The organism is Anaeromassilibacillus sp. An172, assembly GCF_002160515.1.
Lineage (GTDB): Bacteria > Bacillota > Clostridia > Oscillospirales > Acutalibacteraceae > Limousia > Limousia pullorum.
In genome coordinates this window covers 43,156-68,984 of sequence record NZ_NFKS01000014.1, presented here as the reverse complement: position 1 = coordinate 68,984, position 25,829 = coordinate 43,156, and the positions used below count along the sequence as shown (strand labels likewise).

The 25,829-nt window shown below is 39.5% G+C and carries 24 protein-coding genes and 3 tRNA genes; 5 read left to right on the top strand and 22 right to left on the bottom strand.

Annotated elements, in window-relative coordinates; genetic code table 11:
* The first annotated feature begins 754 nt into the window (after nt 1-754).
* Entirely contained in the window at nt 755-1,945 is a 1,191-nt protein-coding gene (locus B5F08_RS07960; protein WP_087378108.1) for a hypothetical protein, read from the top strand.
* 72 nt (nt 1,946-2,017) lie between these two features.
* On the opposite strand, the gene B5F08_RS07955 is transcribed toward B5F08_RS07960, so the two are convergent.
* The gene (locus B5F08_RS07955) at nt 2,018-2,560 is read right to left on the bottom strand and encodes a hypothetical protein (protein ID WP_087378106.1); all 543 of its coding nucleotides are present in this window, start codon (nt 2,558-2,560) and stop codon (nt 2,018-2,020) included.
* A gap of 152 nt (nt 2,561-2,712) precedes the next feature.
* On the opposite strand from B5F08_RS07955, the gene B5F08_RS07950 reads away from it, so the two are divergent.
* On the top strand, nt 2,713-3,423 hold the full coding sequence (locus B5F08_RS07950; RefSeq protein WP_087378104.1) for a tRNA 2-thiocytidine biosynthesis TtcA family protein: 711 nt from the start codon (nt 2,713-2,715) through the stop codon (nt 3,421-3,423).
* Between the two features lie 493 nt (nt 3,424-3,916).
* On the opposite strand, the gene B5F08_RS07945 is transcribed toward B5F08_RS07950, so the two are convergent.
* The 5 genes from B5F08_RS07945 to rplM form a co-directional block, all read right to left on the bottom strand.
* A complete protein-coding gene (locus tag B5F08_RS07945; RefSeq protein WP_143256371.1) occupies nt 3,917-4,282 on the bottom strand; it encodes an immunoglobulin-like domain-containing protein in 366 nt (121 codons plus the stop codon).
* A 91-nt stretch (nt 4,283-4,373) separates the two neighbouring features.
* A complete protein-coding gene (locus tag B5F08_RS07940) occupies nt 4,374-4,562 on the bottom strand; it encodes a DUF6472 family protein (RefSeq protein WP_087378100.1) in 189 nt (62 codons plus the stop codon).
* 94 nt (nt 4,563-4,656) lie between these two features.
* Complete coding sequence (locus tag B5F08_RS07935) at nt 4,657-4,860, bottom strand: hypothetical protein (RefSeq protein WP_087378098.1); 204 nt, start codon at nt 4,858-4,860, stop codon at nt 4,657-4,659.
* Nucleotides 4,861-5,378: 518 nt separating this feature from the next.
* Nucleotides 5,379-5,780 (bottom strand): 30S ribosomal protein S9, encoded by a 402-nt coding sequence (rpsI, locus tag B5F08_RS07930; protein WP_087378096.1) that lies wholly within the window; start codon nt 5,778-5,780, stop codon nt 5,379-5,381.
* A gap of 17 nt (nt 5,781-5,797) precedes the next feature.
* The gene (gene rplM / locus B5F08_RS07925) at nt 5,798-6,226 is read right to left on the bottom strand and encodes a 50S ribosomal protein L13 (protein ID WP_087378094.1); all 429 of its coding nucleotides are present in this window, start codon (nt 6,224-6,226) and stop codon (nt 5,798-5,800) included.
* A 389-nt stretch (nt 6,227-6,615) separates the two neighbouring features.
* Here rplM and B5F08_RS07920 point away from each other — a divergent pair, with 389 nt between their 5' ends.
* Nucleotides 6,616-7,032, top strand: a complete 417-nt coding sequence (locus tag B5F08_RS07920) for a hypothetical protein (RefSeq protein ID WP_087378092.1) — start codon at nt 6,616-6,618, stop codon at nt 7,030-7,032.
* Nucleotides 7,033-7,420: 388 nt separating this feature from the next.
* On the opposite strand, the gene B5F08_RS07915 is transcribed toward B5F08_RS07920, so the two are convergent.
* The 16 genes from B5F08_RS07915 to rpmH all read right to left on the bottom strand — a co-directional run bounded on the left by B5F08_RS07915 (nt 7,421) and on the right by rpmH (nt 22,613).
* A tRNA-Leu gene (locus B5F08_RS07915) sits at nt 7,421-7,508 on the bottom strand.
* Between the two features lie 17 nt (nt 7,509-7,525).
* A tRNA-Glu gene (locus B5F08_RS07910) sits at nt 7,526-7,600 on the bottom strand.
* A 3-nt stretch (nt 7,601-7,603) separates the two neighbouring features.
* Nucleotides 7,604-7,680: transfer RNA gene (locus B5F08_RS07905), tRNA-Met, on the bottom strand.
* A 355-nt stretch (nt 7,681-8,035) separates the two neighbouring features.
* Nucleotides 8,036-8,995, bottom strand: a complete 960-nt coding sequence (locus B5F08_RS07900; RefSeq protein ID WP_204245170.1) for an ROK family protein — start codon at nt 8,993-8,995, stop codon at nt 8,036-8,038.
* Between the two features lie 157 nt (nt 8,996-9,152).
* The gene (serS, locus tag B5F08_RS07895; protein WP_087378090.1) at nt 9,153-10,439 is read right to left on the bottom strand and encodes a serine--tRNA ligase; all 1,287 of its coding nucleotides are present in this window, start codon (nt 10,437-10,439) and stop codon (nt 9,153-9,155) included.
* 644 nt (nt 10,440-11,083) lie between these two features.
* Nucleotides 11,084-11,953: a ParB/RepB/Spo0J family partition protein gene (locus B5F08_RS07890; protein ID WP_087378088.1), complete on the bottom strand. Its 870-nt coding sequence runs from the start codon at nt 11,951-11,953 to the stop codon at nt 11,084-11,086.
* Nucleotides 11,946-12,719, bottom strand: a complete 774-nt coding sequence (locus B5F08_RS07885) for a ParA family protein (protein WP_087378087.1) — start codon at nt 12,717-12,719, stop codon at nt 11,946-11,948. Before B5F08_RS07885 ends, B5F08_RS07890 begins: the two co-directional genes overlap by 8 nt.
* 625 nt (nt 12,720-13,344) lie before the next feature.
* Complete coding sequence (locus tag B5F08_RS07880) at nt 13,345-14,190, bottom strand: ParB/RepB/Spo0J family partition protein (protein WP_087378085.1); 846 nt, start codon at nt 14,188-14,190, stop codon at nt 13,345-13,347.
* 161 nt (nt 14,191-14,351) lie between these two features.
* A complete protein-coding gene (rsmG, locus tag B5F08_RS07875) occupies nt 14,352-15,059 on the bottom strand; it encodes a 16S rRNA (guanine(527)-N(7))-methyltransferase RsmG (protein WP_087378083.1) in 708 nt (235 codons plus the stop codon).
* 10 nt (nt 15,060-15,069) lie between these two features.
* Nucleotides 15,070-16,971 carry a tRNA uridine-5-carboxymethylaminomethyl(34) synthesis enzyme MnmG gene (gene mnmG / locus B5F08_RS07870; protein WP_087378081.1) on the bottom strand — a complete coding sequence of 634 codons (1,902 nt, stop codon included), beginning with the start codon at nt 16,969-16,971 and terminating at the stop codon, nt 15,070-15,072.
* Between the two features lie 891 nt (nt 16,972-17,862).
* Entirely contained in the window at nt 17,863-19,293 is a 1,431-nt protein-coding gene (gene mnmE / locus B5F08_RS07865) for a tRNA uridine-5-carboxymethylaminomethyl(34) synthesis GTPase MnmE (RefSeq protein ID WP_242968356.1), read from the bottom strand.
* 536 nt (nt 19,294-19,829) lie between these two features.
* Entirely contained in the window at nt 19,830-20,645 is an 816-nt protein-coding gene (gene jag / locus B5F08_RS07860; protein ID WP_087378079.1) for an RNA-binding cell elongation regulator Jag/EloR, read from the bottom strand.
* 122 nt (nt 20,646-20,767) lie between these two features.
* On the bottom strand, nt 20,768-21,685 hold the full coding sequence (locus B5F08_RS07855) for a YidC/Oxa1 family membrane protein insertase (RefSeq protein ID WP_087378077.1): 918 nt from the start codon (nt 21,683-21,685) through the stop codon (nt 20,768-20,770).
* 18 nt (nt 21,686-21,703) lie between these two features.
* Nucleotides 21,704-21,940, bottom strand: coding sequence for a membrane protein insertion efficiency factor YidD (yidD, locus tag B5F08_RS07850; protein ID WP_087378075.1), 237 nt, complete (start codon nt 21,938-21,940; stop codon nt 21,704-21,706).
* A gap of 57 nt (nt 21,941-21,997) precedes the next feature.
* Nucleotides 21,998-22,339 (bottom strand): ribonuclease P protein component, encoded by a 342-nt coding sequence (gene rnpA / locus B5F08_RS07845; RefSeq protein ID WP_087378073.1) that lies wholly within the window; start codon nt 22,337-22,339, stop codon nt 21,998-22,000.
* A 139-nt stretch (nt 22,340-22,478) separates the two neighbouring features.
* Nucleotides 22,479-22,613, bottom strand: coding sequence for a 50S ribosomal protein L34 (rpmH, locus tag B5F08_RS07840; protein ID WP_087378071.1), 135 nt, complete (start codon nt 22,611-22,613; stop codon nt 22,479-22,481).
* Between the two features lie 440 nt (nt 22,614-23,053).
* Here rpmH and dnaA point away from each other — a divergent pair, with 440 nt between their 5' ends.
* On the top strand, nt 23,054-24,382 hold the full coding sequence (gene dnaA / locus B5F08_RS07835; RefSeq protein ID WP_087378069.1) for a chromosomal replication initiator protein DnaA: 1,329 nt from the start codon (nt 23,054-23,056) through the stop codon (nt 24,380-24,382).
* A 325-nt stretch (nt 24,383-24,707) separates the two neighbouring features.
* Complete coding sequence (gene dnaN / locus B5F08_RS07830; RefSeq protein ID WP_087378067.1) at nt 24,708-25,808, top strand: DNA polymerase III subunit beta; 1,101 nt, start codon at nt 24,708-24,710, stop codon at nt 25,806-25,808.
* The last annotated feature ends 21 nt before the right edge of the window (nt 25,809-25,829 follow it).

Sequence of the window (25,829 nt, the reverse complement as noted above, 5' to 3'; positions counted from 1 at the left end):
CTCTCTAAAATCTGTATCTCAACATCTTTCGATGTTCAAATCAATCTTAGAGCTTGATGCTCATTTTCGATACACTAACGTATCCGTGATTTTTAGTGTTTTCTCACTTGTAATTGTTTGAGTATTTACTCAAAGTCATTACGGGTTCTTACTATATTTCGTTGTTTAATTTTCAAGGTCCTGTTTCGCTCGTTTTTCCCATTCCTATCAGCTTTTTCGCCTCTCAGCGTTTCGCTGTTTTCGTGTCGTCCCGAGCGGAACAGTTGCTATTATATAGCATTACACTCCTTTTGTCAACACTTTTTTTGAATTTTTTTGATTTTTTTTCGGTTTGACACATTGAATATTATATTTCAGCTTATCTCTATGTTTTTATACACTTTTCACCCCATTTTCACCTGTTTTCACCTGTTTTTCCCTTTATTCTATGTTTTCAGCTTCTAAATAAATTTGAGATTTCAAAAAAATATTTCTTTCTTTTCAAAATTTTTTATAATTTTTTTAAAACTCTTTTACATTTATCCGCTGTTTGCCATACATATAGTATAGAAGTATTTTATTTGTATTATACATCTAATATAGATATTATTTTAATACATCCTCTTTTTAATGTTTTTATAGGCTGAATTCACCTGTTTATTCTATTTTTCAACTATTATTTTCAAAATCTATTGAATTCCTGGAAATTTTCTTGTACAATATACTTAAATTACTTGCTTTATGGTAATTGAATTTTATTTATGGAGGTAATTTTATGTACCAAAATATGTACAACAACCCGGCTCCTATGGGTAATTACAATCCTTACGAGCAAAATTCCGGTTTGCTGAAAACTTTTTTCTCTAAACCGGTTGTTATTATTTTAGCCGCTGTGGGCGGTGTATCTGCTTTAATAAGTATAATTTCTTTCTTTATGCAGATTGGATCATTTAATACAACTGTCCGCTATTACAACTACATAACGAACGGGCAGTTTGCACGCTTCTATTCCAGCGCACAGCCTATATTTGTTATTATATCAATATGCAGTATTGCAATGACTATAATAACTGCTTTGGGTTACTTCCTGCTTTACTCAAAATCAAAGAACCCTGACCCACAGTCAAATCCAAAAGCAGGTTCAACTCTTCTTTGGGTTATAAGCATTATATCCTTTGTAGCAACCTGTATTCTCGCTGTATTTCTTATTATAGTAGCTTTTATTCTCTTTATAGCATCCGGCGAGGTTTCAAGATATGAAGCAAGCATTATGACTACTGCCGGCGTTTTTATGATTATTATCGCCTTGATTGTTTTCTTTTACTACTTATTCCAGTTCCGCTTCTTTTCTTCAATTCACACAAGCTTCAGCAGTGTACAGATTGTAAGCAAGAGCGCAGTGGCTTTCGCAGTATTTTCTATTATCTTCTGCGTGTTCTCAGTTATTTCTTTATTCACAAGCCTGGACACAGCTACAGCTATGACTGTTATTTCAAGTCTTATCAGCATAGTAAACTCTGTTTTCCTTGCTGTATTTGCACTTTCTTACAATTCTTTTGTAAAGTCAGTTACCACAGGCGCAAATCCTATCGGCGGATTTATGCCTAACAACGGTCAGTTCAATCCTTACAATCAGAACACAAACGGTCAGGCTCCTAACATGAACATGGGATACTCCTATCGTCCTCAGCAGCCTCCTGTAAACGACAATAATCAGTTTAACGGTCAGCAGTACCAGAATCCTTATGGAAGCTCTCAGCAGTCTTCTGACGCTGATAAAGCCTATGCAAATCCTTATTTCAGCCAGGATTTTGAAGAGCAAACTGCAAATTCTCATAACGACATATTTAATCAGAACCCTGTACAGCCCGAGGAACAGGCTGAACAGAACAAGTGTCCAATGTGCGGTGCTGTTCATTCCGGAGACGATTTATTCTGCGGCAACTGCGGCGCAAGACTTAAGTAAACGACATCCTCATATACATCTTAAGCAAAAAGAGGTAAGCCCCTGTGGCTTACCTCTTTTACTTTAAAAGGATTATTTTCCGAATGACTTGAAAGCTTCCATAACTTCGTTATATCTTATTGTATTCTGACTGTCAGGCTTTGATGCGTCATAGGCTGTATCTCTGTATACCATGAGATATTTTCCGTTGTCGGAAAGAACTGCTTCTGTTTCAGGAAGATTTCCTATTTTAAACTTTCCGTTTGCCTTAACGTCTGCGATTGTCTTTTCTCCTGTTTCGTCAAGATTTTCAGTGTCGAAAACATAGAATTCAGCTGTCACAGTGCCGCCGCCGTAATTAAAGGAATACTTCTTTCCTTCCTTTGCTCCGATAAGCTCTGCGGTCATTTCTGTCGGTTCTCCGCTTACATATGTCATATCTGTCATATATCTGCAAAGGTCCTCAAAAGTGTCGCTGTAGTCGTTGATATCTACCTGTGGTTCTGTAACCTCTTCTGTTGTTGCTTCTGCTGTTGTAGGAGCTTCTGTTGTATTGAGAGGGTCGCTTACACCGCAAGCTGTTGCTACAGATGCAAACATCATCACTGCGGCGAGAACTGCAATTATTTTTTTCATCAGGATTCCTCCGAAATATTATTTTTCTTTCGTTTTATTATAGCCTATTTTATTTTTTAAATCAATAGCATAAGATAAATAACCTTTACTCTGACTATTTATTTTATTTTCTTTCTATGATAAAATATCTTAAAAAAACTCAAGGAGATTTTATGAAACAAATATTAAGTCTTATGCGTGCCGCTGTGGACAAATACAATATGATAGATGAAAACGACGTTATTGCCGTGGGCGTTTCCGGCGGAAAGGACAGCCTTGTGCTTTTACAGGGTCTTGCTTTACTGTCGAATTTTTACCCCAAGAAATTCGTTGTAAAGGCCATAACTGCCGACCCTATGTTTTACAACCGGCCGGGCAAATACGACGAAATACAGGCTCTCTGTGACAAATTAGGGGTGGAATACCGCATAGAACCCACAGAGCTTTATCACATTATATTTGAAACAAGAAAAGAGAAAAATCCCTGTTCCCTCTGCGCCAAAATGCGCCGTGGTGTTCTCCACCGTGTAGCCAAGGAAATGGGATGCAACAAGCTGGCTCTGGGACATCACCAGGACGACGCCGCCGAAACCTTCATGATGAACCTTTTAAACGGGGGAACTATCGAATGTTTCAGTCCTAAAAGCTATCTTTCCCGACGTGACCTTTATCTTATCCGTCCCATGATTTTCTGCACAGAAAGAATTGTGAGAAACACCGCCGCAAGGCTTTCACTGCCCGTATGCAAAAGCCTATGCCCCGCCGACGGTGTAACAAACCGTGAGGAAACCAAAAAGTTTTTAGAGGAGCTGGATGCAAAATACCCCTCACTCACCCAAAAAATAACCGGCGCCCTCCAAAAATCCCACATCTCCAACTGGTAGTTTTTAGCTCCGCCTTGGACAGGTTCATCTGGCATAAAACTTCCACTATGCGGCGGGGTGAGGTTTGCTTTCCTGACTGAGAATAGCAAGTTTTTTATTTCCGCCTTACATGGAAATTAACACCGTTTCAGGTCGGGCGAGACGTTTTGTTAAGAGACTTAGAATTGCTCGCTCACATTTAGGTTTGATTTTTTAATATTAAAACAACAACCGTGGTTCTTTAAATTTTTGAACCACGGTTGTTTTATAATATAGTCTTATAGAATAATCAAATCGTAAGAACATATAGTTCTTAAAAAGAATAATAAGAAGTTAAATGAAAGCGAACCATTCCAAAGACTAAACAGAAGGTTTCGCCCGACCTGTAATGATGTTTATTTTTTTAAATAACCTTTGCAGGTCGGTAATAAAATAAAAGTCTCGCCCGCCATGTGCTGAACCTTACCGTCATTTGGAAGTTAGGCATGGCAGATATAAAAAAGGCGGAAATAAATTATAAGTCGAATTCGGCGGCTCGGTAGAAGCTGTCTATGCGCTTTAAAAATCTGTAGTGGCCGGAGGGTAAATCCTCGTAATACATGTTTAAATCCACCTGTTCTTCTGAAGTGGTGTTGCTGATTATGACAATTCCTATTGATTCCCATGCGGCGTCATCTTTAATATTCATTTCGTACCACTGACCGTCAATCTGAATTTCCAGCCGTGGTTCCTTGCCGTACACCACATCCCTGTCTGTGTTGTTTTGATAAACAAGATTTAGATTTAGGCTGTCTCCGTCTTTTTCCAGGCTGTCAACCTTTACGGAAACGCCCACATTTGATATTCTTGCATCATCTATTCCGGGTTCAAGCTTTGACACATCTACACCGGCTCCGCATGCCGATAAAACAAAAGCAAATATTATCCCAAAAAAACATAGACTTAATCTCTTTATACCCATTTTGTACACCTCAGTTTTGTTTTTTAACAATCTCATATTCATTGTCAGACCTGTAATAAGGGCAGTTTGAAAAATTTCCTGTTATAAATTTCTCCATTTCATCCTCATCCAAGTTTACATCACAGACAAAATATCCGTAATCCTCTATATAGGTATAGTTATTACAGGTTTCACAGTTTGTAGGAGTCTTCTTTTTCATACAAATCTCACCCTTAAAATCTATTTTTCGGCTTATTTCCTATTATTTTTATTATTATATCACCAAACAAAAAAGTTATCAACATAGAGCCATCTCAATGTTGATAACTTTTTCGTTTATATGTGGCAGGCTCAATGTGACAGGCGGCGGCTATGTCTTTCTGCAAAGCTCCGTCGTTGTCCTTGAGATAATCAAGGATTTTAGGCTGACCTATTGTTAAACCTGTTTCTTTAAGACGTGAATACAGCTTTTTCTGTATCTTAGTATGACACGCCATCATCAGGTAATGAAACGTCATTTCTTCACCCCTTATTTTATTTAGATATCTAATTATTAGAACACTAACTATTTTACACACATATAAAAAATATGTCAATGGTCAATGATAACCAAAATAGATTTCCCTTTTAAATACTTTTCTTATTTATATGTTGATAAAAAGCTGTGTTTTGAAACCTACAGAATAATATCATAACAAAAATAAAAAACCGTGGCTTCAAATGAAATAAAGGTTGTGTTTTTATAATGTAAAAGACTTGCTGACACAAATCCCATTGAGAGCGAACCATTCCAAAGATTAAATGGAAGGTCTCGCCCACCGTGTGCAGAACGTAATGCATAAACAGAAGTCTTGCACGGTGGAAATAAAAAAACACCCGTGGTCGAAAATAACCACGGGTGAAATTTATAATGTAAAAGATTTGCTGACACAAACCCCATTGAGAGCGAACCATTCCAAAGATTAAACGGAAGGTTTCGCCCACCGTGTGCAGAACGTAATGCATAAACAGAAGTCTTGCACGGTGGAGATAAAAATCATCTCTTTGAGAACTGTGGAGCTCTACGAGCTGCTTTGAGACCGTATTTCTTACGCTCTTTCATTCTTGGGTCACGAGTGAGGAAACCAGCCTTCTTGAGAGCTGATCTGAGGTTCTCACTGTCGTACTGGAGAAGAGCTCTTGAAATACCGTGACGGATAGCACCAGCCTGACCTGTAACGCCGCCGCCTGCAACTCTGCAAACTACGTCAAACTTCTCAGCTGTATCTGTGAGAGCCAAAGGCTGTCTAACGATGAGCTTCAAAGTCTCAAGACCGAAATAATCGTCGATATCTCTGTCGTTGATTGTGATTTTACCTGTTCCCTGATACAGTCTTACTCTTGCAACAGAGCTTTTTCTTCTGCCTGTACCGTAAAAATATGCTGCCTTATCGTACATTTAAGCGTCCTCCTTCCTTACATTTCCCAGTTTTCCGGCTTCTGAGCCTGATGATTGTGCTCAGAACCTGCAAAAAGTCTGAGACGAAGCATAGCTTCTCTGCCGATTGTATTTGAAGGAATCATGCCCTTAACAGCAAGCTCCATAGCCTTCTCAGGCTTTGTAGCCATAAGTGTATCATAACGTGTTTCCTTTAAGTGTCCGATGTAACCTGTGTGACGCTGCCACTTCTTCTGAACGAGCTTGTGACCTGTCAAAACTGCATCCTTGCAGTTGATGATGATTACGTGGTCGCCGCAGTCTACGTGTGGTGTATAAGTTGGCTTGTGCTTACCTCTGAGAAGCACTGCTGCCTGAGCTGCTACTCTACCGAGTGGCTTGCCGGCTGCATCAATAACATACCACTTGCGCTCAACCTCGCCTTTTTTAGCCATATATGTTGACATAGCGAATATCCTCCTGTTTTTATTTCTTTAATCTCGCAATGATGATTATATTACATTAAAATCTCCCTGTCAACACTTTTTTTGATTATTTTAATTTAACTTTATACAAACTCTCGTTTTCTCTTGTTTTCTCGCAAATACTCACTTATACTCACGTGCCATTTTTATTTTTTAACAAAAAAATTTTTTATCAACATAAAAAATTAAAATGCATAATATATCATCAGGAACCTTTTTCAATAATTATGTTAATATTTTTAATAATGTCAAAACAAATCTAAAAATTGTCTTTTTTGTTGCAATTTATTCATAGAAAAAACACAAATTACCCCTTTATTTTATCATAATTATATGGTATGATTGATACATATTAAGGAGGTGATATTTAGATGGATTCTCACAATAGGTCGTCGGTACTTGTTTGTGTTACAGGTCAGCATGACTGCGACCGCCTTATAAAGGTGGGAGAAAAAATAGCTTCATCAAAAGATATGCAGCTTCATGTGCTGTGTGTACATCCACCGGTTGAAGACCTCAGTCTTATGAGCAGCGAGATTGAGTATCTTTACAAAACATCCAAGGATTTGGGAGGTGATATGACTATAATCTTTAACGACGATGCTCCGCAGACCGCAGTTGACTTCGCAGAAAAAATTAACGCCAAACAGCTTGTAACAGGAATGCCCGACGGCAGACTTAACAGCTTTATTCTTGTATTCCACGAAACTGCGCCACATATTCCGATAGCTATGGTATCCAAAGAAAACATAACTTACAATATGCAGCCAAGCACAATTTACGCATAATGAAAACAACTAAAACAGGTTAAATCCTGAAATATATAGGAAAATACACTCCCGGTAAAGATTAACTCTTTGCCGGGTTTTTTGATTAAACAAAATTACTTATCCACATTCCTTTAATTCTATGTTGATAACTTTTTAAAATTAAAAGGTAAACACTATCGAGAGCTAATCTCTCTAATAAATAATATGCCACTTTATCAATACAGATATAAAAACAATGTCTAATAAGAGCAAGCCACTCCAAAAAATAAGTAAAACGTCTCACCCGCCTTGAAACGATGTTTATTTTTAATCTAAACCCTTGCAAGGCGGAAATAAATCGGCTATAAAAAACAAAAAAACCGAAGGTTAATACCTTCGGTTGAGTTATCATATATGTAAAGACTTCTGGTGCTGGTGACCGGACTTGAACCGGTACGGATTATTAGTCCGAGGGATTTTAAGTCCCTTGTGTCTGCCTATTCCACCACACCAGCAGATCTTGAAATCAAAATGGTGACCCGGACGAGAATCGAACTCGTGTTACCGCCGTGAAAGGGCGGTGTCTTGACCGCTTGACCACCGGGCCATTTGGTAGCGGAAATAGGACTTGAACCTACGACACTTCGGGTATGAACCGAATGCTCTAGCCAACTGAGCTATTCCGCCATTTAGTTTTCTGCTGCGCTATGGCAACGTCAACAGTTGAGATTATACACTATCCTCCCCCTTTTGTCAATACTTTTTTTAAAAATTTTTTATATCCGCTTTTTTTATATCCGACCTACAAGACTTTGTTTTAAAAATTAACATCATTACAGGTCGGGCGAGACCTTTTACTGTTATCTTTGGAGTGGTTCGCCCTCATTTAACTTTATTTTTTATTATTCCAAAAACAACTTATTTTATACATTGACCCTGCTTTAATTATTATTAACCATTTAAAAAGAAAAAGATGGTGCAAACCATAATTGGTCTGCACCATCTTTTATTAAGATGAAATCATGTCCTGATTGTTGTATCATCAATATAAATTTTCGAGGCATGCAGCTCCGATAATACCTGCGTCATTTCCCAAAGTTGCAACGCAAATCTTTGTCTGCAAGCAGCTGCTCTCGCCCTTGTAAATTTCGCCGGCAACTTTTTCTCTCAAAGGAAGAATAATGTTGTCGCCCTCTTTACTTACGCCGCCGCCGATGCAGAGAACGTCAGGCTGGAAAATGTGAATAATGCTTGCAACGCCGCATGCAAGGTAGTCGATATACTCATTAACAACCTTCTTGCCGCCCTCGTCGCCCAAACGCATAGCGTCAAAAGCTGTTCTTCCGCTTACATTACCTTCTTTTTCAGCAAGCTTCTTCATAACTGAAGTTTCAGGGTCTTCCTTCTCGATTTCCTCTTTTGTGAGGTTTATAAGACCTGTAGCTGAAGCATATGCTTCCCAGCAGCCTTTTCTGCCGCAGCCGCATGGCTTTCCGTCTTTAACAATAACCATATGGCCAATCTCTGCGCCTGCAAAGTTTGAACCGCTGTAGATTTTACCGTTGATTATAATTCCGCCGCCAACGCCTGTGCCGAGAGTTACAGCAATAGCGTTTGTAGCACCCTTTGCAGAACCTGCAAGGAACTCACCGTATGCAGCTGCGTTTGCGTCGTTTTCTATGTAAACTTTCTTTCCAAGTCTTTCTTCCATCATCTTAACGATTTCCCAATCCTTGAAAAGAAGGTTTGCAGAATATGCGATAATTCCTGTTACAGGATTAACAGCACCAGGAACGCCGATACCTACAGAAGAAATATCGTCCCAGTTTACTCCTGCTTTTTCTGCTGCCTGTTTAGCAACCTCTGCCATGCTGTCGCAAACTGACTCTGCCGGACGTGGAATATTTGTTTTGCACTCTGCTTTTGCAAGAATCTTATATTCATCATCCACAACACCGGCAACGATATTTGTGCCGCCCAGGTCAATACCTAACTTATACATTATAAACAACTCCTTGCCAATGAATTATTTGAAATAAATTCCCATAATCATTATATCACACCTCAAATTGCTTATAAAGTCAAAATATTTCAAAATTAAATTTTTGTGAACTTTTTACAATTCACGTGGTCTGAATATAGGCACTTTTCCGAACAGCTTATTTCTTAGGAATAATAACCTCTGCGCCGCCCATGTATGGTCTCAAAGCCTCCGGGATTCTTACAGAACCGTCCTCGTTGAGATTGTTCTCAAGGAAAGCGATGAGCATTCTTGGAGGAGCAACAACTGTGTTATTGAGTGTATGAGCAAAGTATTTGCCGTCCTTGCCGTTTACTCTTATCTTGAGTCTTCTTGCCTGAGCGTCGCCCAAGTTGGAGCAGCTTCCTACCTCGAAATACTTCTTCTGTCTTGGTGACCATGCCTCAACGTCAACGGACTTAACCTTAAGGTCTGCCAAGTCTCCTGAGCAGCACTCCAAGGTTCTTACAGGAATATCCATTGAACGGAACAAATCAACTGTGTTCTGCCAGAGCTTATCGAACCACATCATGCTGTCCTCAGGCTTGCAGACAACTATCATTTCCTGCTTTTCAAACTGGTGTATTCTATAAACGCCTCTCTCCTCGATACCGTGTGCGCCCTTTTCCTTTCTGAAGCAAGGTGAGTAGCTTGTAAGTGTATAAGGGAGATCAGCCTCGTTATTTATTGTATCAATGAATTTACCTATCATTGAGTGTTCGCTTGTACCGATAAGATAAAGGTCCTCGCCCTCAATCTTATACATCATAGCGTCCATTTCTGCAAAGCTCATAACGCCTGTTACAACCTCGCTTCTAATCATAAAAGGAGGAACGCAGTAGGTAAATCCACGGTTAATCATAAAATCTCTTGCATAGGAAATAACTGCTGAATGAAGTCTTGCAATATCTCCCATAAGATAGTAAAATCCGTTGCCAGCAACCTTTCTTGCGCTGTCAAGGTCAATACCGTTAAATCTCTCCATAATATCAGCGTGATAAGGAACCTCGAAATCAGGAACAAAAGGCTCACCGTATCTCTGAACCTCTACGTTCTCGCTGTCGTCCTTACCTATCGGAACGCTTGGGTCGATGATATTAGGAATAGTCATCATATTCTTTTTAATCTTTTCAGCATACTCAGCCTCAAGTTTTTCAAGCTCTGCCAAACGCTGTGACTGGGAAGTAACCAGTTTCTTTGTTTCCTCTGCCTCTTCCTTTTTGCCCTGACCCATCAAAGCACCGATCTGCTTTGAAAGTCTGTTTCTATCAGCTCTCAAAGAGTCTGCTTCCTGCTTTACCTTTCTGCTTTCAACGTCCCACTGCAAAACCTCGTCAACCAGCGGAAGCTTATTATCCTGAAATTTATTTCTGATATTCTGTTTAACAATCTCCGGATTTTCTCTCACAAATTTAATATCCAACATACCTAACTATCTCCTTTTTATTTTATAACCGACGGGGAAAGGTTAAGCTATAGATTAGCTTCCGTTTTCCGTCGGGCGAGACCTTTTCTTTAATCTTTGGAATGGCTCGCTCTCATTTAGGTTTATTTTTTATTTTTTTCTGACCTGCAAAGGTTTAATATGGAAATTAAAATCGTTTCAGGTCTGGCGAAACCTTTATTTTTTTATCCGCCTTGCAAAGGTTAAACTTTAAATTAACTTTTGTTTCAAGGCGGGCGAAACCTTTTTTATTTTATTTCCGACCTGCAAAGGTTATTTTTATAAATAAACTCAATTTCAGGTCGGGCGAAACCTTTTCTTTAATCTTTGGAATGGCTCGCTTTCATTTAACTATTTATTAAATTATATTTTTTATATCGTAGGGGCACACTAACATGTGCGCCCGGTAGCAGTAAGGTATTTAACAAAATAAACACTGTTTAATGCTATGAATTTTAATTATATATTAAACTAATTTCACATTGAAAAAACTTGTTTCACGTGAAACAATCATATAATCAAAGCTTAAATAGGAAAAAGCTATTTCAGTCAGGAAAACTAAGTTAAAACCGCCGCAATAGCGATTGTTTTCTGACAGATAAATCTTTCCAAGGCGGATACAAAAATTAGTGTAATTTATTTGCAAGCTCTTTCAGTTCGTCCTGAGAATAGAACTCTATCTGCAAAACTCCGCCTTCGTTATTTTTTGAACCGGTAACAGTTACCTTTTTGCCCAGATACTCTGTAAGTGCAAGCTCAACCTCGCTGAAATAGGATGGCTTTAAGGATATTCTTTCCTGCTTATCCTCTTTCTGAGATTTGTCCTTTTCTGAGTTTATCGCTTTCACCAGCTTTTCTGTCTGCCTTACGGAAAGCTCTTTTTCATAAATCTGCTTTGCGGCATTTATCATCTCTTCCTCGCTTCCAAGGGCAAGCAAAGTTCTTCCGTGACCGGCGGAGATTTCTCCCCTTTCCACCATGTCGGAAACTTCCTTAGGAAGATTTAAAAGTCTTAAAGAGTTTGCCACTGCGGAACGTGAGCGTCCCACAACCTGGGAAACCTCTTCCTGTGACATTCCGTACTCGTCCACCAAAACGCCGAAGCCTTTCGCCTCTTCAATAGGCGTCAGGTTTTCTCTTTGCAGATTTTCAATAAGAGCAAGCTCCATTGTTTCGCTGTCGCTTAATTCCCTTATAACTACGGGAACTTCCGTAACCCCTGCCATTCTGCATGCACGGTATCTTCTCTCACCAGCTACAATCTGGTATCCTCCGCCGATAAGTGGACGAACCAAAAGGGGCTGTAAAACTCCGTGCTGAGAAATGCTGTGGGCAAGCTCTGCCAATGCGCTCTCGTCAAAATCTTTCCGTGGCTGGTCTCTGTTGGGTTCTATCTCTGATATTTTAAGTGTGACCGTACTGTTTTTACTTTCACTTTCGTTTTCCATAAAAATAGCGTCCAGTCCTTTTCCAAGACCCCCCAGCTTCTTAGCCATAGTTGCGTTCCTTTCTTATTATTTCTTCTGCAAGTGACATATATGAAAGTGCGCCCTTGCTTGATTTATCATAATACATTACCGGCAAACCAAATCCCGGAGCTTCTGAAAGTCTTACGCCTCTGGGTATTACCGAGGAGAAAACCTTTCCCGGGAAAAACTTCTTTACCTCTGCCACAACCTGCTGAGTAAGGTTAAGTCTGCCGTCAAACATTGTAAGCAGAACTCCCTCTATCTCAAGGCTTGTGTTGTACTGTCTTTTAACTCTTCTAACCGAACTCATAAGCTGTGAAAGTCCCTCCAGCGCATAATATTCGCACTGAATAGGAACAAGAATTGTATCAGCCGCTGTAAGGGCGTTTGTGGTTATAAGTCCCAAAGAGGGAGGACAGTCTATAATTATGTAGTCGTAGTTTTCCTTTATGGGAGCAAAGGAAGTTTTAAGTCTTTGCTCTCTGTGAGGAATATCCGCCATTTCAAGCTCTGCCGCCGCCAAATCAATGCTTGCCGGCATTAAATGCAGATTCTGAAATTTTGTGTTCATAATAATGTCGTTGGCTTTTGCGCCGTCTACAAAAATATTGTAGGTTGACATCTTAACAGACCTTTTGTCTATTCCCACTCCGCTTGTTGAGTTTCCCTGAGGGTCGGTATCCACCAGCAAAACTCTTCTTGACAAACAACCCAGTCCGGCTGCCAAATTTACGGCAGTTGTAGTCTTTCCAACTCCGCCTTTTTGGTTAGCCACTGCAATAACCTTTGCCAAAATCTCACCTCAAATTTCATTCTTCCAATATTCTACCCGTAATTATACCACACATTATGCGGTATTTCCATATACAACACACTAAATTTTTATTATTTAGTTATTCATATCGAAGAAAAAATGTTTCACGTGAAACTTTTCCTGATTAAAAACATATTTTTATATATTTGTTTCACGTGAAACAGTACATACACAAGTGTCTGATAAATCAATGCCCCACCGTAGGGACGAGCAATTCCCAAAAATAAGGAAAGGGGTTCACCCAGCTGACAACGCCAGTTTATTTTTTATATGGGAGTTTAACCGCCAGACAAAAAATAATCCACCAATACAAAGTGTGTTTATATATAAAAGAGTAATAAAAAGCTTTATGTGAGCAAGCCATTCCGAAGATTAAACAGAAGGTCTCGCCCGACGGAAAACGTGAGTTAATTTCAAGCTTAACCTTTCCCCGTCGGATATAAAAGAGTAAAGACCTGTGCTTTTGGGGAACACAGGCCTTTAACAAGGGGTTAGATAAGGAAATGGGTATGAGTGGCTATGACAGGGCAGATGCCCAATCAGATATATTAAATAGGTGTACGCATATTAGTTGAGGAATTTAAGCTTGTACACAGTAAAAAATTTAGGCTGTTTTGTTGTCTGTTGCGTCGTCCTTTTTGGAAGATATATTTTTTGGAATTCTTACCGTGTATTCGATGTAATCGTCGTTTTCTGCACGCTTGCTAACGGCGTTGATACCTGCCAGCCGCATTGTGTCAACGGCTTTGTTTATGGTGTTAATGAAAATTCTCACATCTTTTATGACAACACGTTTCTTTCTGTGCTTGTCGTCAACGGCGATAAAACTGCTGCTGATGATGTTGTCCACAAGCTCTTCGGTTTGGTTTATGTTCAGACTTTCGCTTATAACCTTGCTTAGAGCTTCCTTTCTCAGATTTTCATCTGCTATTCTCAGAAGAGCCCTTGCGTGGCGTTCAGAAAGACCGGCTTGATTTATCCAGTCCTGCTCGTCCATGGTAAGCTTTAAAAGCCTGAGCTTGTTGGCAACGGTGCTTTGCTTTTTTCCAAGCTTTGCCGCCGCTTCCTCCTGTGTAAGGTTGTACTTCCTTATAAGCCGTGAAATTCCTCTTGCTTCTTCGAACATTCCCAAGTCAGACCTTTGCAGATTTTCAAGAAGCGCAAATATCGCCGACTCCCTGTCTGTGCATTTTATCACAATACATGGAACTCTTTTAAGACCTGCAATCACTGCCGCTCTGAGCCTGCGCTCTCCTGCAACCAGCTCGTATTCCTGAAGATTTAGTCTTCTTACTGTCAGGGGCTGGAGTATGCCGTTTTCCTCTATGGAAGCGGCAAGGGAGTTCAGCTCTTCGTCCTTAAAGGTTTTTCGCGGCTGACTTTGATTTGGTCGGATCTGCCTTATAGGTATGTCCACTACCTTATTGCCGTCTTTTGAAATAAAGTTCAACCGCTTTCACCTCCGCAGGAATGTTACAGGTATATAATAAACCATCGGAAGCAAATTTTCTGTCGTTCCCTGTGCAAATAAAAAATTGTTTTTTGTTCTTTTATAATGAATAAACTCAAAAAACCTTATGCCGCTGAATATCAATGACATAAGGTTTTTCATTATCTTTTTTTCTTCTTTTTGTTTGAGCCTTTTTTGGCAACGGGTACGCTTCTTATTTTTTGAACCTCAACTATGGTTCTTTCCCCTGCGTCTTTCAGCTCGTATTCATGTACGGCAGAAACCTTTCCCCCGTGCTTTTCAATTTCTGCTTTTCCCTTTTCAAGCTCCTCGGATAATGCAGGGCCTTTTAAAGCAACCAGCCTTCCGCCTTTCTTTACAAAGGGCAGACAATAGCCGGAAAGCTTCTCCATGACGGCAACCGCTCGGGAAACAGCCATATCAAATTTTTCGTGATAGGTTTCGGTTGCTCCCCCGTCCTCAGCTCTTGAATGTACTATCTCGCAGGTAATACCCAGCCTTTCGCAAAGCTCCGCTAAAAATTTAAGTCTTTTATTAAGACTATCAAGCAATGTAAGCTCTATATCCGGCCGCATGATTTTCAGTGGAACAGATGGAAATCCCGCTCCGGTTCCCACGTCAACCATTTTGCAGTTCTGAGGAACTTCCGCATATTTCAGCATTATAACGCTGTCCACAAAATGCTTTAAAGCCACTCCGTCCATATCGGTTATGGCGGTAAGGTTCATAAACTCGTTCCATTCCACCAGAGTTTTAAAATATATTTCAAACTGCTGAAGCTGGGTTTCGGAAAATACAATTTCGTTTTCCTCTCCCCTTGCTTTTAAAATATCTGTAAATTCACTCATAGATTCACCTTTAGTTATCTGCTTTTCTGTTTTTTCTCTGAGCAAGCCAAATAAGCAGAACGCTTATATCAGCAGGAGAAACTCCGGAAATTCTGGAAGCCTGTCCTATATTCAATGGCTTTACCTTATTGAGCTTTTCCTGAGCCTCAAGTCTCAAGCCTATAATTGTTTTATAGTCCACATCTGTAGGAAGCTTTTTGCTTTCAAGCTTTCTCATCTGCTCAACCTGGGCAATCTGCTTCTTAATATAACCCTCGTACTTAATCTCGGTTTCAACCTGACTGAATATGCTTTCGCTTATATTCGGTCTTCCTGTATCAAGAGATTCAAGGCATTTATAATCAATCTGCGGTCTTTTCAAAAGGTCTATCATTCTTACACCTGAGGTTACAGGAGATGTTTCACGTGAAACAAGTATATTGTTTAACTCCTCTGAAGGTGAGAAAACAACCTTTTCTATTCTCTTCATCTCCTCAGCCTTGATTTTCTGTCTTTCCAAAAAGCTTTCCCAGCGGCTGTCGGTTACAAGTCCTATCTTTCTGCCGATTGGTGTAAGTCTTTCGTCGGCGTTGTCCTGACGGAGAATAAGTCTGTATTCGCTTCGGGATGTCATCATTCTGTATGGATCGTTTGCTCCCTTTGTTACAAGATCGTCTATAAGTGTTCCTATATATGAGGAAGCACGGTCAAGCACAAGGCTTTCTTTTCCCAAAACCTTCATTGCTGCGTTGATACCTGCAACAAGTCCCTGAGCTGCCGCCTCTTCATATCCGCTTGAACCGTTGAACTGTCCTGCTCCGTACAGTCCCGGAAAATCCTTAAATTCCAGTGTTGCGTTCATTGCCAGCGGGTCAACGCAGTCGTATTCAATGGCGTAAGCCGGACGCATTATAACAGCGTTTTCAAGTCCCTTTATGGAATGATAAAATTTAAGCTGAACCTCCTCCGGCAATGACGAGGACATTCCCTGCAAGTACATTTCCTCTGTATCAATTCCGCATGGTTCTATGAAAAGCTGGTGTCTTTCCTTTTCTGAAAATCTTACAATCTTATCTTCAAGGCTCGGGCAGTAACGTGGGCCTACACCCTCAATCTTTCCTCCGTAAAGTGGTGAACGGTGGATATTGTCCAAGATAATCTTTTTTGTTTCAAGGTTTGTCCAGCTTACATGGCAGACAACCTTATTTTCAAGGCTTCCCTCTTCTGTTTCATAGGAAAAAGGAATAACAGGCTCGTCGCCCTCCTGAACCTCCAAGTCGGAAAAATCTATGCTTCTTTTAAGCACTCGTGCAGGAGTTCCTGTTTTAAATCTTCTAAGGGGAAGTCCCAATTCTTTAAGGCTCTGACCCAAAAATGTTGCCGGGAAAATTCCGTCCGGGCCGCTCTCATAGGAAACCTCACCGATAAATATTTTGCCGCCCAAAAATGTTCCTGTTGCTATAATAACGGTTTTGGCATAAATTTCTGCGTTCATTCTTGTTTCAAGAACCCACATACCGTCATTTTCAAAATCATCGGATTTCTTAATTGAAACTATTTCAGCCTGCTTCAATTCAAGGTTCGGCTGAAGCTCCAGCTTGTGTTTCATTATCTGAGCATATTGGCGGCGGTCAATCTGTGCTCTCAAAGAGTGAACGGCAGGGCCTTTGCCTCTATTGAGCATACGCATCTGCAAAAGGCTTTCATCTGCGGTCTTTCCCATCTCACCGCCCAAAGCATCAACCTCACGTACAAGGTGACCCTTAGCTGTACCTCCGATAGAGGGATTGCAGGGGCAGTTGCCCACGGCGTCAAGATTTATTGTAAACACAACTGTATTACAGCCAAGCCTTGCAGCAGCAAGTGCTGCTTCAATTCCGGCGTGACCTGCACCAATTACAGCCACATCATAACTTCCACCAAAATAATTCATCCTCTACTCTCCTTTTATTTTATATCCGCCTTGCAAAGGTTTAATTTAAAAATAAACGTCGTTTCAAGGCGGGCGAGACCTTTTCCTTAATCTTTAGAATGGCTCTCTCTCATTTAACTTTTTTACTTACACAATCATACAACAAAAATGTTTTTTAATCAATAATTTTATATCCGTATTTTTTATTTCCGCCTTGCAGAGGTTAAAGTATAAATCAACTTTCGTTCCAAGGCGGGCGAGACCTTTTCTGCAATCTTTGGAATGGTTCGCTCTCAGTTAGCTTTCTTTTTTGTTATTTAAAATTTTTTCCACATTGCTTCAATACAATGTGGAAACTTTTATTTACTATAATTCTTTTATAGAATAATATTTGTAGGGGCGGATTATATATCCGCCCGGTAATACAACGGTAAATGATAAAACTATGTCCATTTACAAAGATGATGTCATATAACAAAACCAAACCCACAAAATATTTTTTAATAAATGTGGATTTGGTTCATCTTTAAATTAAAATTATCTTAATAACCTGACTTATTTTTATCATAAACCCTACTGCGACCGGGCGGATATTTCAATCCGCCCCTACGGCTGAGGTTTATTTTTTACAAAGTAACATCGCTGATTTTAAATCGATTTTTTATCAACATTTCTTTAATACAATGTTAATAAAAAACTTAATTGCGAGAATAGCCACTCTAAATAATGAAACAAACACTCGCCCAACCCATAACGTGCACCAACTGACAATGCAAAGTCATCCAAGGCAGAACTAAAAAAAAGCAGAGTTAAAAAAGAGAATAGCTATGCCCAATAATAAATCAAACTCTTACCCGCCGCACAAACGAACGGTGACTGCCATAGAAAAGTCATCCAAGGCGGAGCTAAAAATCATTTGCCGACACAGAAGTTGTGGAATACTCGGTCTACTACAGTTTCGCTTACTCGCTCGCCGGTCAGCTCCAAGATGCAGGAGATTGCATCCTCAAGGGAAACTGTAACTGCATCGTAGGTCATTCCCATTTCTAAGGCTTCTTTCGCTTCTTTTAAGGATTTTAAAGAATTTAATACAGCGTCCCTTTGTCTTTCGTTGGAAAGTATTCCCTGGGATGGGTCAAAGTTTTCAGCTCCGCAGATTTCCGTTACTGCTTCTGTAAGACTTTCAAGTCCTGTGTTGTTGGCGGCTGAAATGTAGACTATCTTCTTTACATAGTCCTTTATAATGTTGTCGTCCAGTTCTTTTTCAAGGTCGGTCTTGTTTACAACTGCAATACATGGAGTTCCTTTCAGTTCTTCTAAAAGCTCCATGTCGTCATCGTTGAGCTTTGATGAGTTGTCAAAGACAGCTAAAACAAGTCCGCAGTTTTTTATTCTCTCCTTTGCCCTTGAAACACCTATCTGTTCAACCTTGTTGTCGGTATCTCTTATTCCGGCGGTGTCGCTGAGTCTTAAAATAACATCGCCCAAAACCACAGTTTCTTCTATGATATCTCTGGTTGTTCCCGGAATTTCTGTGACAATGCTCTTTTCACAGCCGGCAAGGAGATTCATTATTGTTGACTTTCCTACATTCGGTCTTCCAACAATTACTGTGTCAATACCCTCTTTTACCGCCTGTCCTACATCATAGGTTTTCAAAAGGTCATTGAGTTCCTTTTCAGACTCCTTTATGCTGTTTTCCAATGCTTCAAAAGAAACTTCCGGAATATCCTCCTCGGGATAATCTGCCCAAGCCTGCAAATGTGCTGTTCTGGTTAAGATATCCTCTTTTACCTTGTCTATTCTCTTTCTCAAAGCTCCTTCACGAACGGAAAGCGCAGCTCTTGCGGCAGCTCGGCTTTTTGCGCCGATTATATCCATTACTGATTCAGCTTCTGTCAAATCTGTTTTTCCGTTCAGGAAAGCTCTTTTTGTAAATTCTCCGGCTTCGGCAAGTCTTGCGCCGTTTTTCAAAACAGTTCTCAAAACCTCACGGGTTACAAAAATTCCGCCGTGGCAGGAAATCTCCACAACATCCTCTCCGGTATAGCTGTGAGGGGCTTTGAAAACAAGTGAAACAACCTCGTCGATACACTGTTCCCCGTCGTACACCTTTCCGTAAAGTGCGGTATAACCTTTAAGTTCTGAAAGCTTCTTTCCGCCTGCTGATTTAAAAACTTTATCTGCAATTTCAACGGCACTGTCGCCGGAAATTCTTATAACGCCTATACCGCCGGCACCCTGCGCCGTACTTATAGCCGCAACAGTATCAAACTCATTCATAATATTTTCCTTTCTTATTTTTAATTCCGTCTCTTTTATTTCCGCCTTGGACAGGTTCATCTGTCGGAAAACCTCTTTTATGCGGCGGTTTAAACTTCCTTTTCCTGACGAAGATTTTTATTTCCGACCTGCAAAAGCCTATTCTTAAAATTAACATCATTCCAGGTCGGGCGAAACCTTTTTCTTATTTTTTGAATGGCTCGCTCTTATTTGACTTTTTTGTTTCACGTGAAACAGTTTTATTATCTATTTATTTGTTTCTCATCTATATTCTTTCACTAATAGGGCTAATCTGTCAATAAAAATCAAATACAATGTTTCACGTGAAACACTAAATTTCACACTTTAATATTCTCTCTAAATAATCGTTTATTATATACTTCTGATATTTCCTATTTGAATATATATATTTATATTAAATATAATAGTATAATATTCTAACTCAGAGATAACCACTCCAAAACGTAAAACCAACCCTTTGACCCGCCGTGCGCACAATCCAACCTTTAAAACAAACCCTTCCCACGGCGGATATAAAAAACACGGCGGAATTAAAAAATAAGGACGGAAATGTTTTTCATCTCCGTCCTTAATAATTATTTATCAATTCTGCCGTAAAGTCCGGTTGCTCCGCCTTCGTTTAAAGGCTTGCGCTCTACTGCCGGCTTGTCTGTGTCGGTGCGCTTTTTATCAAAGCTGCCCCTTTTAGAACCGGAGAACTTATTATAACGGCCTTTCTGACCGTACTTTCCGCCTCTCTGATTTCTGCGCTGTGGCTTCGGTGCTTTTGGATCCGGACCGATTACCACGTGGCGGGCGGCGTTTTCTCCCTCACTCCAGGATATTGCGCCGTTTACTTTCTGAACCGCTGTATGAATTATTCTTCTCTCATAAGGGTTCATAGGCTCCAAAGAGGTTTTTGAACCGGTTTTAACAGCTTTAAAGGCAAGTTTTCTGCCCAAAATAGCGAGAGTTTCCTCTCTCTTTTCTCTGTAGTTTCCTGTATTCAGAGTAATTCTGTAATAGTTGTTGTCAACATGATTTGCAACAAGTCCGGTAAGATACTGCAATGCGTCCAAAGTTTCCCCTCTTCTGCCGATAACGTACCCTACGTCTTCTCCCTCGATGGAGATTTCTACACCGTCTTCCTTGTCATGTTTTTCTACTGTAAGATTTTTAGCCCCCATAGCGTCGAGCACATTTTTGAGATACTCAACTGCTGTATCAACAGGGCTGATCTCTATGTAAACTCTTACCTTGGCAGGGCTGCCGCCAAATAATCCTAATTTCTTCTTTTCGGGCATTTTGAGGATTTCAAACTCGGTTTCAAAGGTTTCTACGCCGAGTTCTCTGCAAGCGTTTTCTCTTGCTTCATCCACAGTTGCTCCTACTCCGATAGCTTCCTTAATCAAAATTTCACCTTCTCGGAACAAATCATGAATTTATGAATTTCAGATTTTAAATTTCTTTCTGTATATAATCCGAATGCTCGGATAAATTTCCTATTTAAAAAATATTTGTTTTGTTCGCTGTTTTACTGCAACTTTTGAGCATTTTTCTCCTGTAAACGGAGCAGTGCAACATGCTGAGCTTCCATCTTTCCGCCCATTTTTGTAGCGTTATAGAATTTTTGAAGCACAAGTGTCTGAACAAAACTGAGTACGGTTGATACAATCCAGTAAAAACCAACGGCTGAAGGCACATTGAGAGCAATCCATGCTGAGAAAAGAGGCAGCACAAAAAGCATAACCTTCATGCATCCCTGCATCTGATTTCCCTGTATCTTTGTAAGTAAGAACTGTGAACCGATTGAAGTCAAAAGACACAAAACAGGAATTGCATAATAAATTCCGCCGGCAACACTTGGAGTTGACAAAAGGTCAAAGCCCAGCAAATTAAAGCTCTGGTTAAACATGGAAATGTTTGCAATCTCTGAAGCAGAGAAAATTTCCTGAACAAAGCTTGAATTCTGAATTGCAGGGAATATATTTACAAATTCAATCTGTCTGTAGAATGCGTTTGACGATTGCTGAAGTCCCGGAATGGAATTCATAAAGTCAATAGCCTGGTTTACTGAATCCGATGAAAGATGCAGTGTATTTGTAAGAGGATAGGCAACACTGTAGAAAACGCCCAAAAGTACAAGCATAGGCAAAATGGAAGTAATACATCCGCTCATAGGAGAGGTGTTCTCTTTCTCGTAAAGCTTCTGCATTTCCTGATTAAGCTTGTTTCTGTCGTTTCCGTACTTTTCTCTCAAAAGCTTCTGTTTTTCCTGAAGCTTCTGGTTAGCCGCCATAGATTTTTGCTGTTTAATAGAAAACGGGAATGTGATTATCTTAATAATCAATGTAAAGATAATAATCGCTATACCGAAGTTCTTAACGATAAGCAAAGGCCACCACAGCAAGTAGCCCAGTATAAAACCAATGTAGTTAAAAATTTGCATCATGGTTAAACTACCTCACATTTAGCTTTTCCTTTTTTCATTTTTCTTTTCCGGAACGGGGTCATACCCGCCCTTTGAAAAAGGATTACATCTTAAAATTCTCCAAACGGTGAGAAGGCTTCCTTTAAAAGCGCCGAAACGCTCTATAGCTTCCAGTCCGTACTGGGAACAAGTGGGATAATATTTGCACTTAGGAGAAGTCCTTGGAGAAATATTTTTCCTATAAAATTTTATAAGCTGTAATAGAATCTGTTTCATAACCAAAGTCTTAATAACCAAACAATCCGAAATTTTATAATCTTAAATAAGCGACCTTTAGTCTTCAATAATCAATCCCGCAGTTTTCAAATGACTTTGCATACAACTTAAAACTTCCGTGCTTTTTACATAGGGTGTTTTGCCTCTGGCAACAAAGACAATGTCGTACCCCTGTTTGAGATTTCCCTCAAGCATATAAAAAGCCGCCCTTATCACTCTTCTGGCTCTGTTTCTTTGGACAGCTTTTCCGATTTTTTTACCGGTAGTGATTCCGTAACGCAGGTTATTTGAATTATTTTTAATTACATATGTCACAAGCAAAGGGCTTACAAAAGATCTGCCTCTCTTATAAGCTCTGGAAAATTCTCTTTTTTCTTTTAAAGTGAGGGCATCACTCATTAAAATCACCTTAAACCGGAAACTTTTTTAAGCACGTTTAAGCAGCAGAGAACTCTGCCGCTTATCTTCGCCTAAATAATAATTTTTAAAAATACAGACCACATTCAACGGTGGCCTGTATTTTAAGCTTTATTTTTTATTAGTAGGTCAGTCTCTTTCTGCCTTTTGCTCTTCTGCGAGCCAATACTTTACGTCCGTTTCTGTCAGACATTCTCTTTCTGAAGCCATGCTCTTTTTTTCTGTGAAGCTTTTTTGGCTGGTAAGTTCTCAGCATTTAAAAATCCTCCCTTCGGATACATAACCTTGCACCTTAGCATTATATATTACTTTTAAAAATACGTCAAGGGTTTTACCTCGATTTTTCCACTGTTTAAGGCAAAAAAAAGAATATTTTTTTGTGTATAAATGAGATTTTTTCCCTTTTTTTCAGGTTATTTGAAAAAATCAGCCTCTAAAGCCGGTGATTTTTTAAGCTTTCAATAAAAATTTCAAAATTTAACCCCGTTTTTCCTATATCTTAAAGCTTATACCCCCTTGAAAAAAATTGAAAAATAAGTTTACAAGGTAAATTTTTTTTGCTACAATATATTATGAGAAATAGTGGAGGGGTATCGCCTTTTTTCCGCTTTTTATATGCACAGAAAAAACCGAAAGAAAAAATACGCTTTTTTTCGGCTTAATAAGTGCGACTAAAAATAATATTGGAGGTATTATATGGAATCCTTTAACGAGGCATGGGAAATCATATGCGATTACTGTAAAACTAAGATTACAGATGTTGCCTACAAAACATGGATTAGCAGAATTGTTCCCAAAAATCTCGATTTCGAAAAAGGCGAAGCAATTTTGCTGGTTCCAAATGATTTTCATCGCCAAACCCTCATAAGATGTTATACGGTATTGCTCAATGAAGCATTCAACGCCGTTTTTGGAATCGGCTTTACCGTCAAATTCGTAATTCCAAGTGAAGTTGGAGAAGAAAACAACACAAAAAAAGAAGAACCGGAGGATACTTTCCTTGATACAAACTATGAGTATACCTTTGACACCTTTATTGTAGGTTCTTCAAACAAGTTCGCCCATGCGGCGTCTTTGGCAGTTGCCGCAAATCCGGCAGGGGCTTACAACCCTTTATTCCTTTACGGAAATTCAGGTCTTGGAAAAACCCACCTTTTGCTGGCTATCGGCAACGATATTAAAAAGACTCACCCTGAAAGCCATATACTTTATATAAAGGGCGACGACTTTACAAACGAACTCATCGAATCCATTCAGATGAACAGAACCGCTGAGTTCCGTCAGAAATACAGACAGACAGATGTTCTTTTAATCGACGACGTTCAGTTTATCGGCGGCAAGGAAAGAACCCAGGAAGAGTTCTTCCATACCTTCGATACTCTTTTCAACGACAAAAAACAGATAGTTTTGACATCTGACCGTCCGCCGAAAGAGATAAAAACTCTTTCCGAGCGTCTGCGTTCACGTTTTGAGTCAGGACTTTTGGCAGATATCCAGCCGCCGGACATCGAAACACGTATCGCTATTATAGAAAGAAAAGCACAACTCCTCGATCTTAAAATTCCGGACGAGGTTTGCGAGTTTATCGCTTCAAAAATCAAGACAAATATCCGTCAGCTTGAAGGCACAGTTAAAAAGCTGAAAGCCAAGAGCCTTTTGAACGGAGAAAGACCGACAATCGCCACAGTTCAGGAGATTATTTCCGACATTCTCAACAACGATGTTCCGCCGGAGCTTACAGTTGAGAAGATAGTGGACGAGGTTGCAAGAACTTTCGGAGTTGCTCCCGAGGATATCCGTTCCAAAAAGAGCAGAAAGGCAAACATCAACCACGCACGTCAGATTGCAATCTATGTTGTAAGAGAGCTCACTCCTCTTTCAATGGTGGCAATCGGCGAAGAGTTCGGCAACAGACATTATTCTACAATTGTCTACACCGTTCAGCAGGTTGAGGACGAAATGAAAAACGATTCAAAAGTAAGAGAAACAGTAGAGGACATTATCAAGAATATTCGAGACAGATAATGACCGTTTTTGACTGAATTTGTGAAAAAACAAGGGGTTATTTTATCCACAAAAGTTTCAACATTCAACACACATAATTAAACGCGTTGTTTATATGTGGAAAACAAGTTGAAATGTTGATAAGTATTCAACATTCCTCAAAATCCGAGGAAGTAAAATTTTTACTTGAATTTTTTCGATGAATACTTAATTTTTTTTAGTCTTAAACATTTCAACACCCCCTACTACTACTACTCTAATTTAATCATAATCATAACATATCATATGATATGAAAGAGGCCTGCAGCCTCTTAGGAATGTTGAAACAGAAGGAGAGATAAAAACAATGAAGTTTAACTGTTCAAGAACAGATCTTGCCAACGCTGTAACCAATGTTTCAAGAGCGGTTTCAAGCAAAACAACAATTCCTGCCCTTGAAGGAATACTTATAAGAGCAAAAGAAGGACATATTATCCTTTCAGCTTATGATTTGGAAATAGGAATAACCACTAAAATAGAAGCTTCCGTGCTTACACCGGGAGAAATAGTTGTTTCGGCAAGACTTTTTTCTGAAATTGTGAGAAAGCTTCCTGAAGAAGTTGTCACAATGGAAACAGACGAAAGACTTATAACATATATAACCAGCGGACAGGCTGATTACCAGATTGTAGGTATTAGCTCCGTTGAATTTCCTGACCTTCCTACCTTTGAAACAACAGATGAGATTATAATAAAAGAAGGTCTTATCAAAAATATGATAAAGCAAACCATTTACGCTGTGTCTGAAAACAACGCTAAGGCTATCTATACAGGTTCTCTCTTTGAGATTTTAAACAAAAACCTGAGAATTGTAGCAGTTGACGGTTTCAGAATGGCTATCAGAACAGAAGCTATCGACTATGACCGTGACACAAGGTTTGTTATTCCGGGAAAAACCCAGTCAGAGTTTTTAAAGCTTTTGGGCAATGACGAAGAGGAAATGGTTTCAATAATTGTTGGCGAAAGACATGTAATGTTCAAGGTTAAGGAATATTCCATAATTTCAAGACTTATCGAGGGAACATTCCTTGATTACGAAACCACAATTCCTAAGGGTGAAGAAACAGTTGTAAATATAAACACAAGAGTTTTGATAAGCGCTGTTGAAAGAATGGCTCTTATCACCAGCGAAAAAATTCAAAGCCCTGTTAAATGCACCTTTACAGGTGATGAAATCAGACTTTCCTGCTCAACCGCAGTGGGAAAAGCAACTGATGTTTTGAGAACAACCATTGCCGGAAACGATGTAACCATCGGTTTTAATCATAAATATCTGCTTGACGCACTTAAAAATGCCGACACAGACGAGGTTAGACTTGTGATAAACGGCGGCCTCTCCCCTATGATTGTAAAACCTGTATCCGGAGATTCATTCCTGTTCTTGGTAGTTCCAATGAGATTGGCGTAATTTTTATATATTATCAAATCA

What these genes read in the sequence shown, in the direction of transcription:
- B5F08_RS07960 (WP_087378108.1), top strand. Translation starts at nt 755, where the DNA reads ATGTACCAAAATATGTACAACAACCCGGCTCCTATGGGTAATTACAAT.
- B5F08_RS07955 (WP_087378106.1), bottom strand. Translation starts at nt 2,560, where the DNA reads ATGAAAAAAATAATTGCAGTTCTCGCCGCAGTGATGATGTTTGCATCT.
- B5F08_RS07950 (WP_087378104.1), top strand. Translation starts at nt 2,713, where the DNA reads ATGAAACAAATATTAAGTCTTATGCGTGCCGCTGTGGACAAATACAAT.
- B5F08_RS07940 (WP_087378100.1), bottom strand. Translation starts at nt 4,562, where the DNA reads ATGAAAAAGAAGACTCCTACAAACTGTGAAACCTGTAATAACTATACC.
- B5F08_RS07935 (WP_087378098.1), bottom strand. Translation starts at nt 4,860, where the DNA reads ATGACGTTTCATTACCTGATGATGGCGTGTCATACTAAGATACAGAAA.
- rpsI (WP_087378096.1), bottom strand. Translation starts at nt 5,780, where the DNA reads ATGTACGATAAGGCAGCATATTTTTACGGTACAGGCAGAAGAAAAAGC.
- rplM (WP_087378094.1), bottom strand. Translation starts at nt 6,226, where the DNA reads ATGTCAACATATATGGCTAAAAAAGGCGAGGTTGAGCGCAAGTGGTAT.
- B5F08_RS07920 (WP_087378092.1), top strand. Translation starts at nt 6,616, where the DNA reads ATGGATTCTCACAATAGGTCGTCGGTACTTGTTTGTGTTACAGGTCAG.
- B5F08_RS07900 (WP_204245170.1), bottom strand. Translation starts at nt 8,995, where the DNA reads ATGTATAAGTTAGGTATTGACCTGGGCGGCACAAATATCGTTGCCGGT.
- serS (WP_087378090.1), bottom strand. Translation starts at nt 10,439, where the DNA reads ATGTTGGATATTAAATTTGTGAGAGAAAATCCGGAGATTGTTAAACAG.
- B5F08_RS07890 (WP_087378088.1), bottom strand. Translation starts at nt 11,953, where the DNA reads ATGGCTAAGAAGCTGGGGGGTCTTGGAAAAGGACTGGACGCTATTTTT.
- rsmG (WP_087378083.1), bottom strand. Translation starts at nt 15,059, where the DNA reads ATGAGTGAATTTACAGATATTTTAAAAGCAAGGGGAGAGGAAAACGAA.
- mnmG (WP_087378081.1), bottom strand. Translation starts at nt 16,971, where the DNA reads ATGAATTATTTTGGTGGAAGTTATGATGTGGCTGTAATTGGTGCAGGT.
- mnmE (WP_242968356.1), bottom strand. Translation starts at nt 19,293, where the DNA reads ATGAACCTGTCCAAGGCGGAAATAAAAGAGACGGAATTAAAAATAAGA.
- B5F08_RS07855 (WP_087378077.1), bottom strand. Translation starts at nt 21,685, where the DNA reads ATGATGCAAATTTTTAACTACATTGGTTTTATACTGGGCTACTTGCTG.
- yidD (WP_087378075.1), bottom strand. Translation starts at nt 21,940, where the DNA reads ATGAAACAGATTCTATTACAGCTTATAAAATTTTATAGGAAAAATATT.
- rnpA (WP_087378073.1), bottom strand. Translation starts at nt 22,339, where the DNA reads ATGAGTGATGCCCTCACTTTAAAAGAAAAAAGAGAATTTTCCAGAGCT.
- rpmH (WP_087378071.1), bottom strand. Translation starts at nt 22,613, where the DNA reads ATGCTGAGAACTTACCAGCCAAAAAAGCTTCACAGAAAAAAAGAGCAT.
- dnaA (WP_087378069.1), top strand. Translation starts at nt 23,054, where the DNA reads ATGGAATCCTTTAACGAGGCATGGGAAATCATATGCGATTACTGTAAA.
- dnaN (WP_087378067.1), top strand. Translation starts at nt 24,708, where the DNA reads ATGAAGTTTAACTGTTCAAGAACAGATCTTGCCAACGCTGTAACCAAT.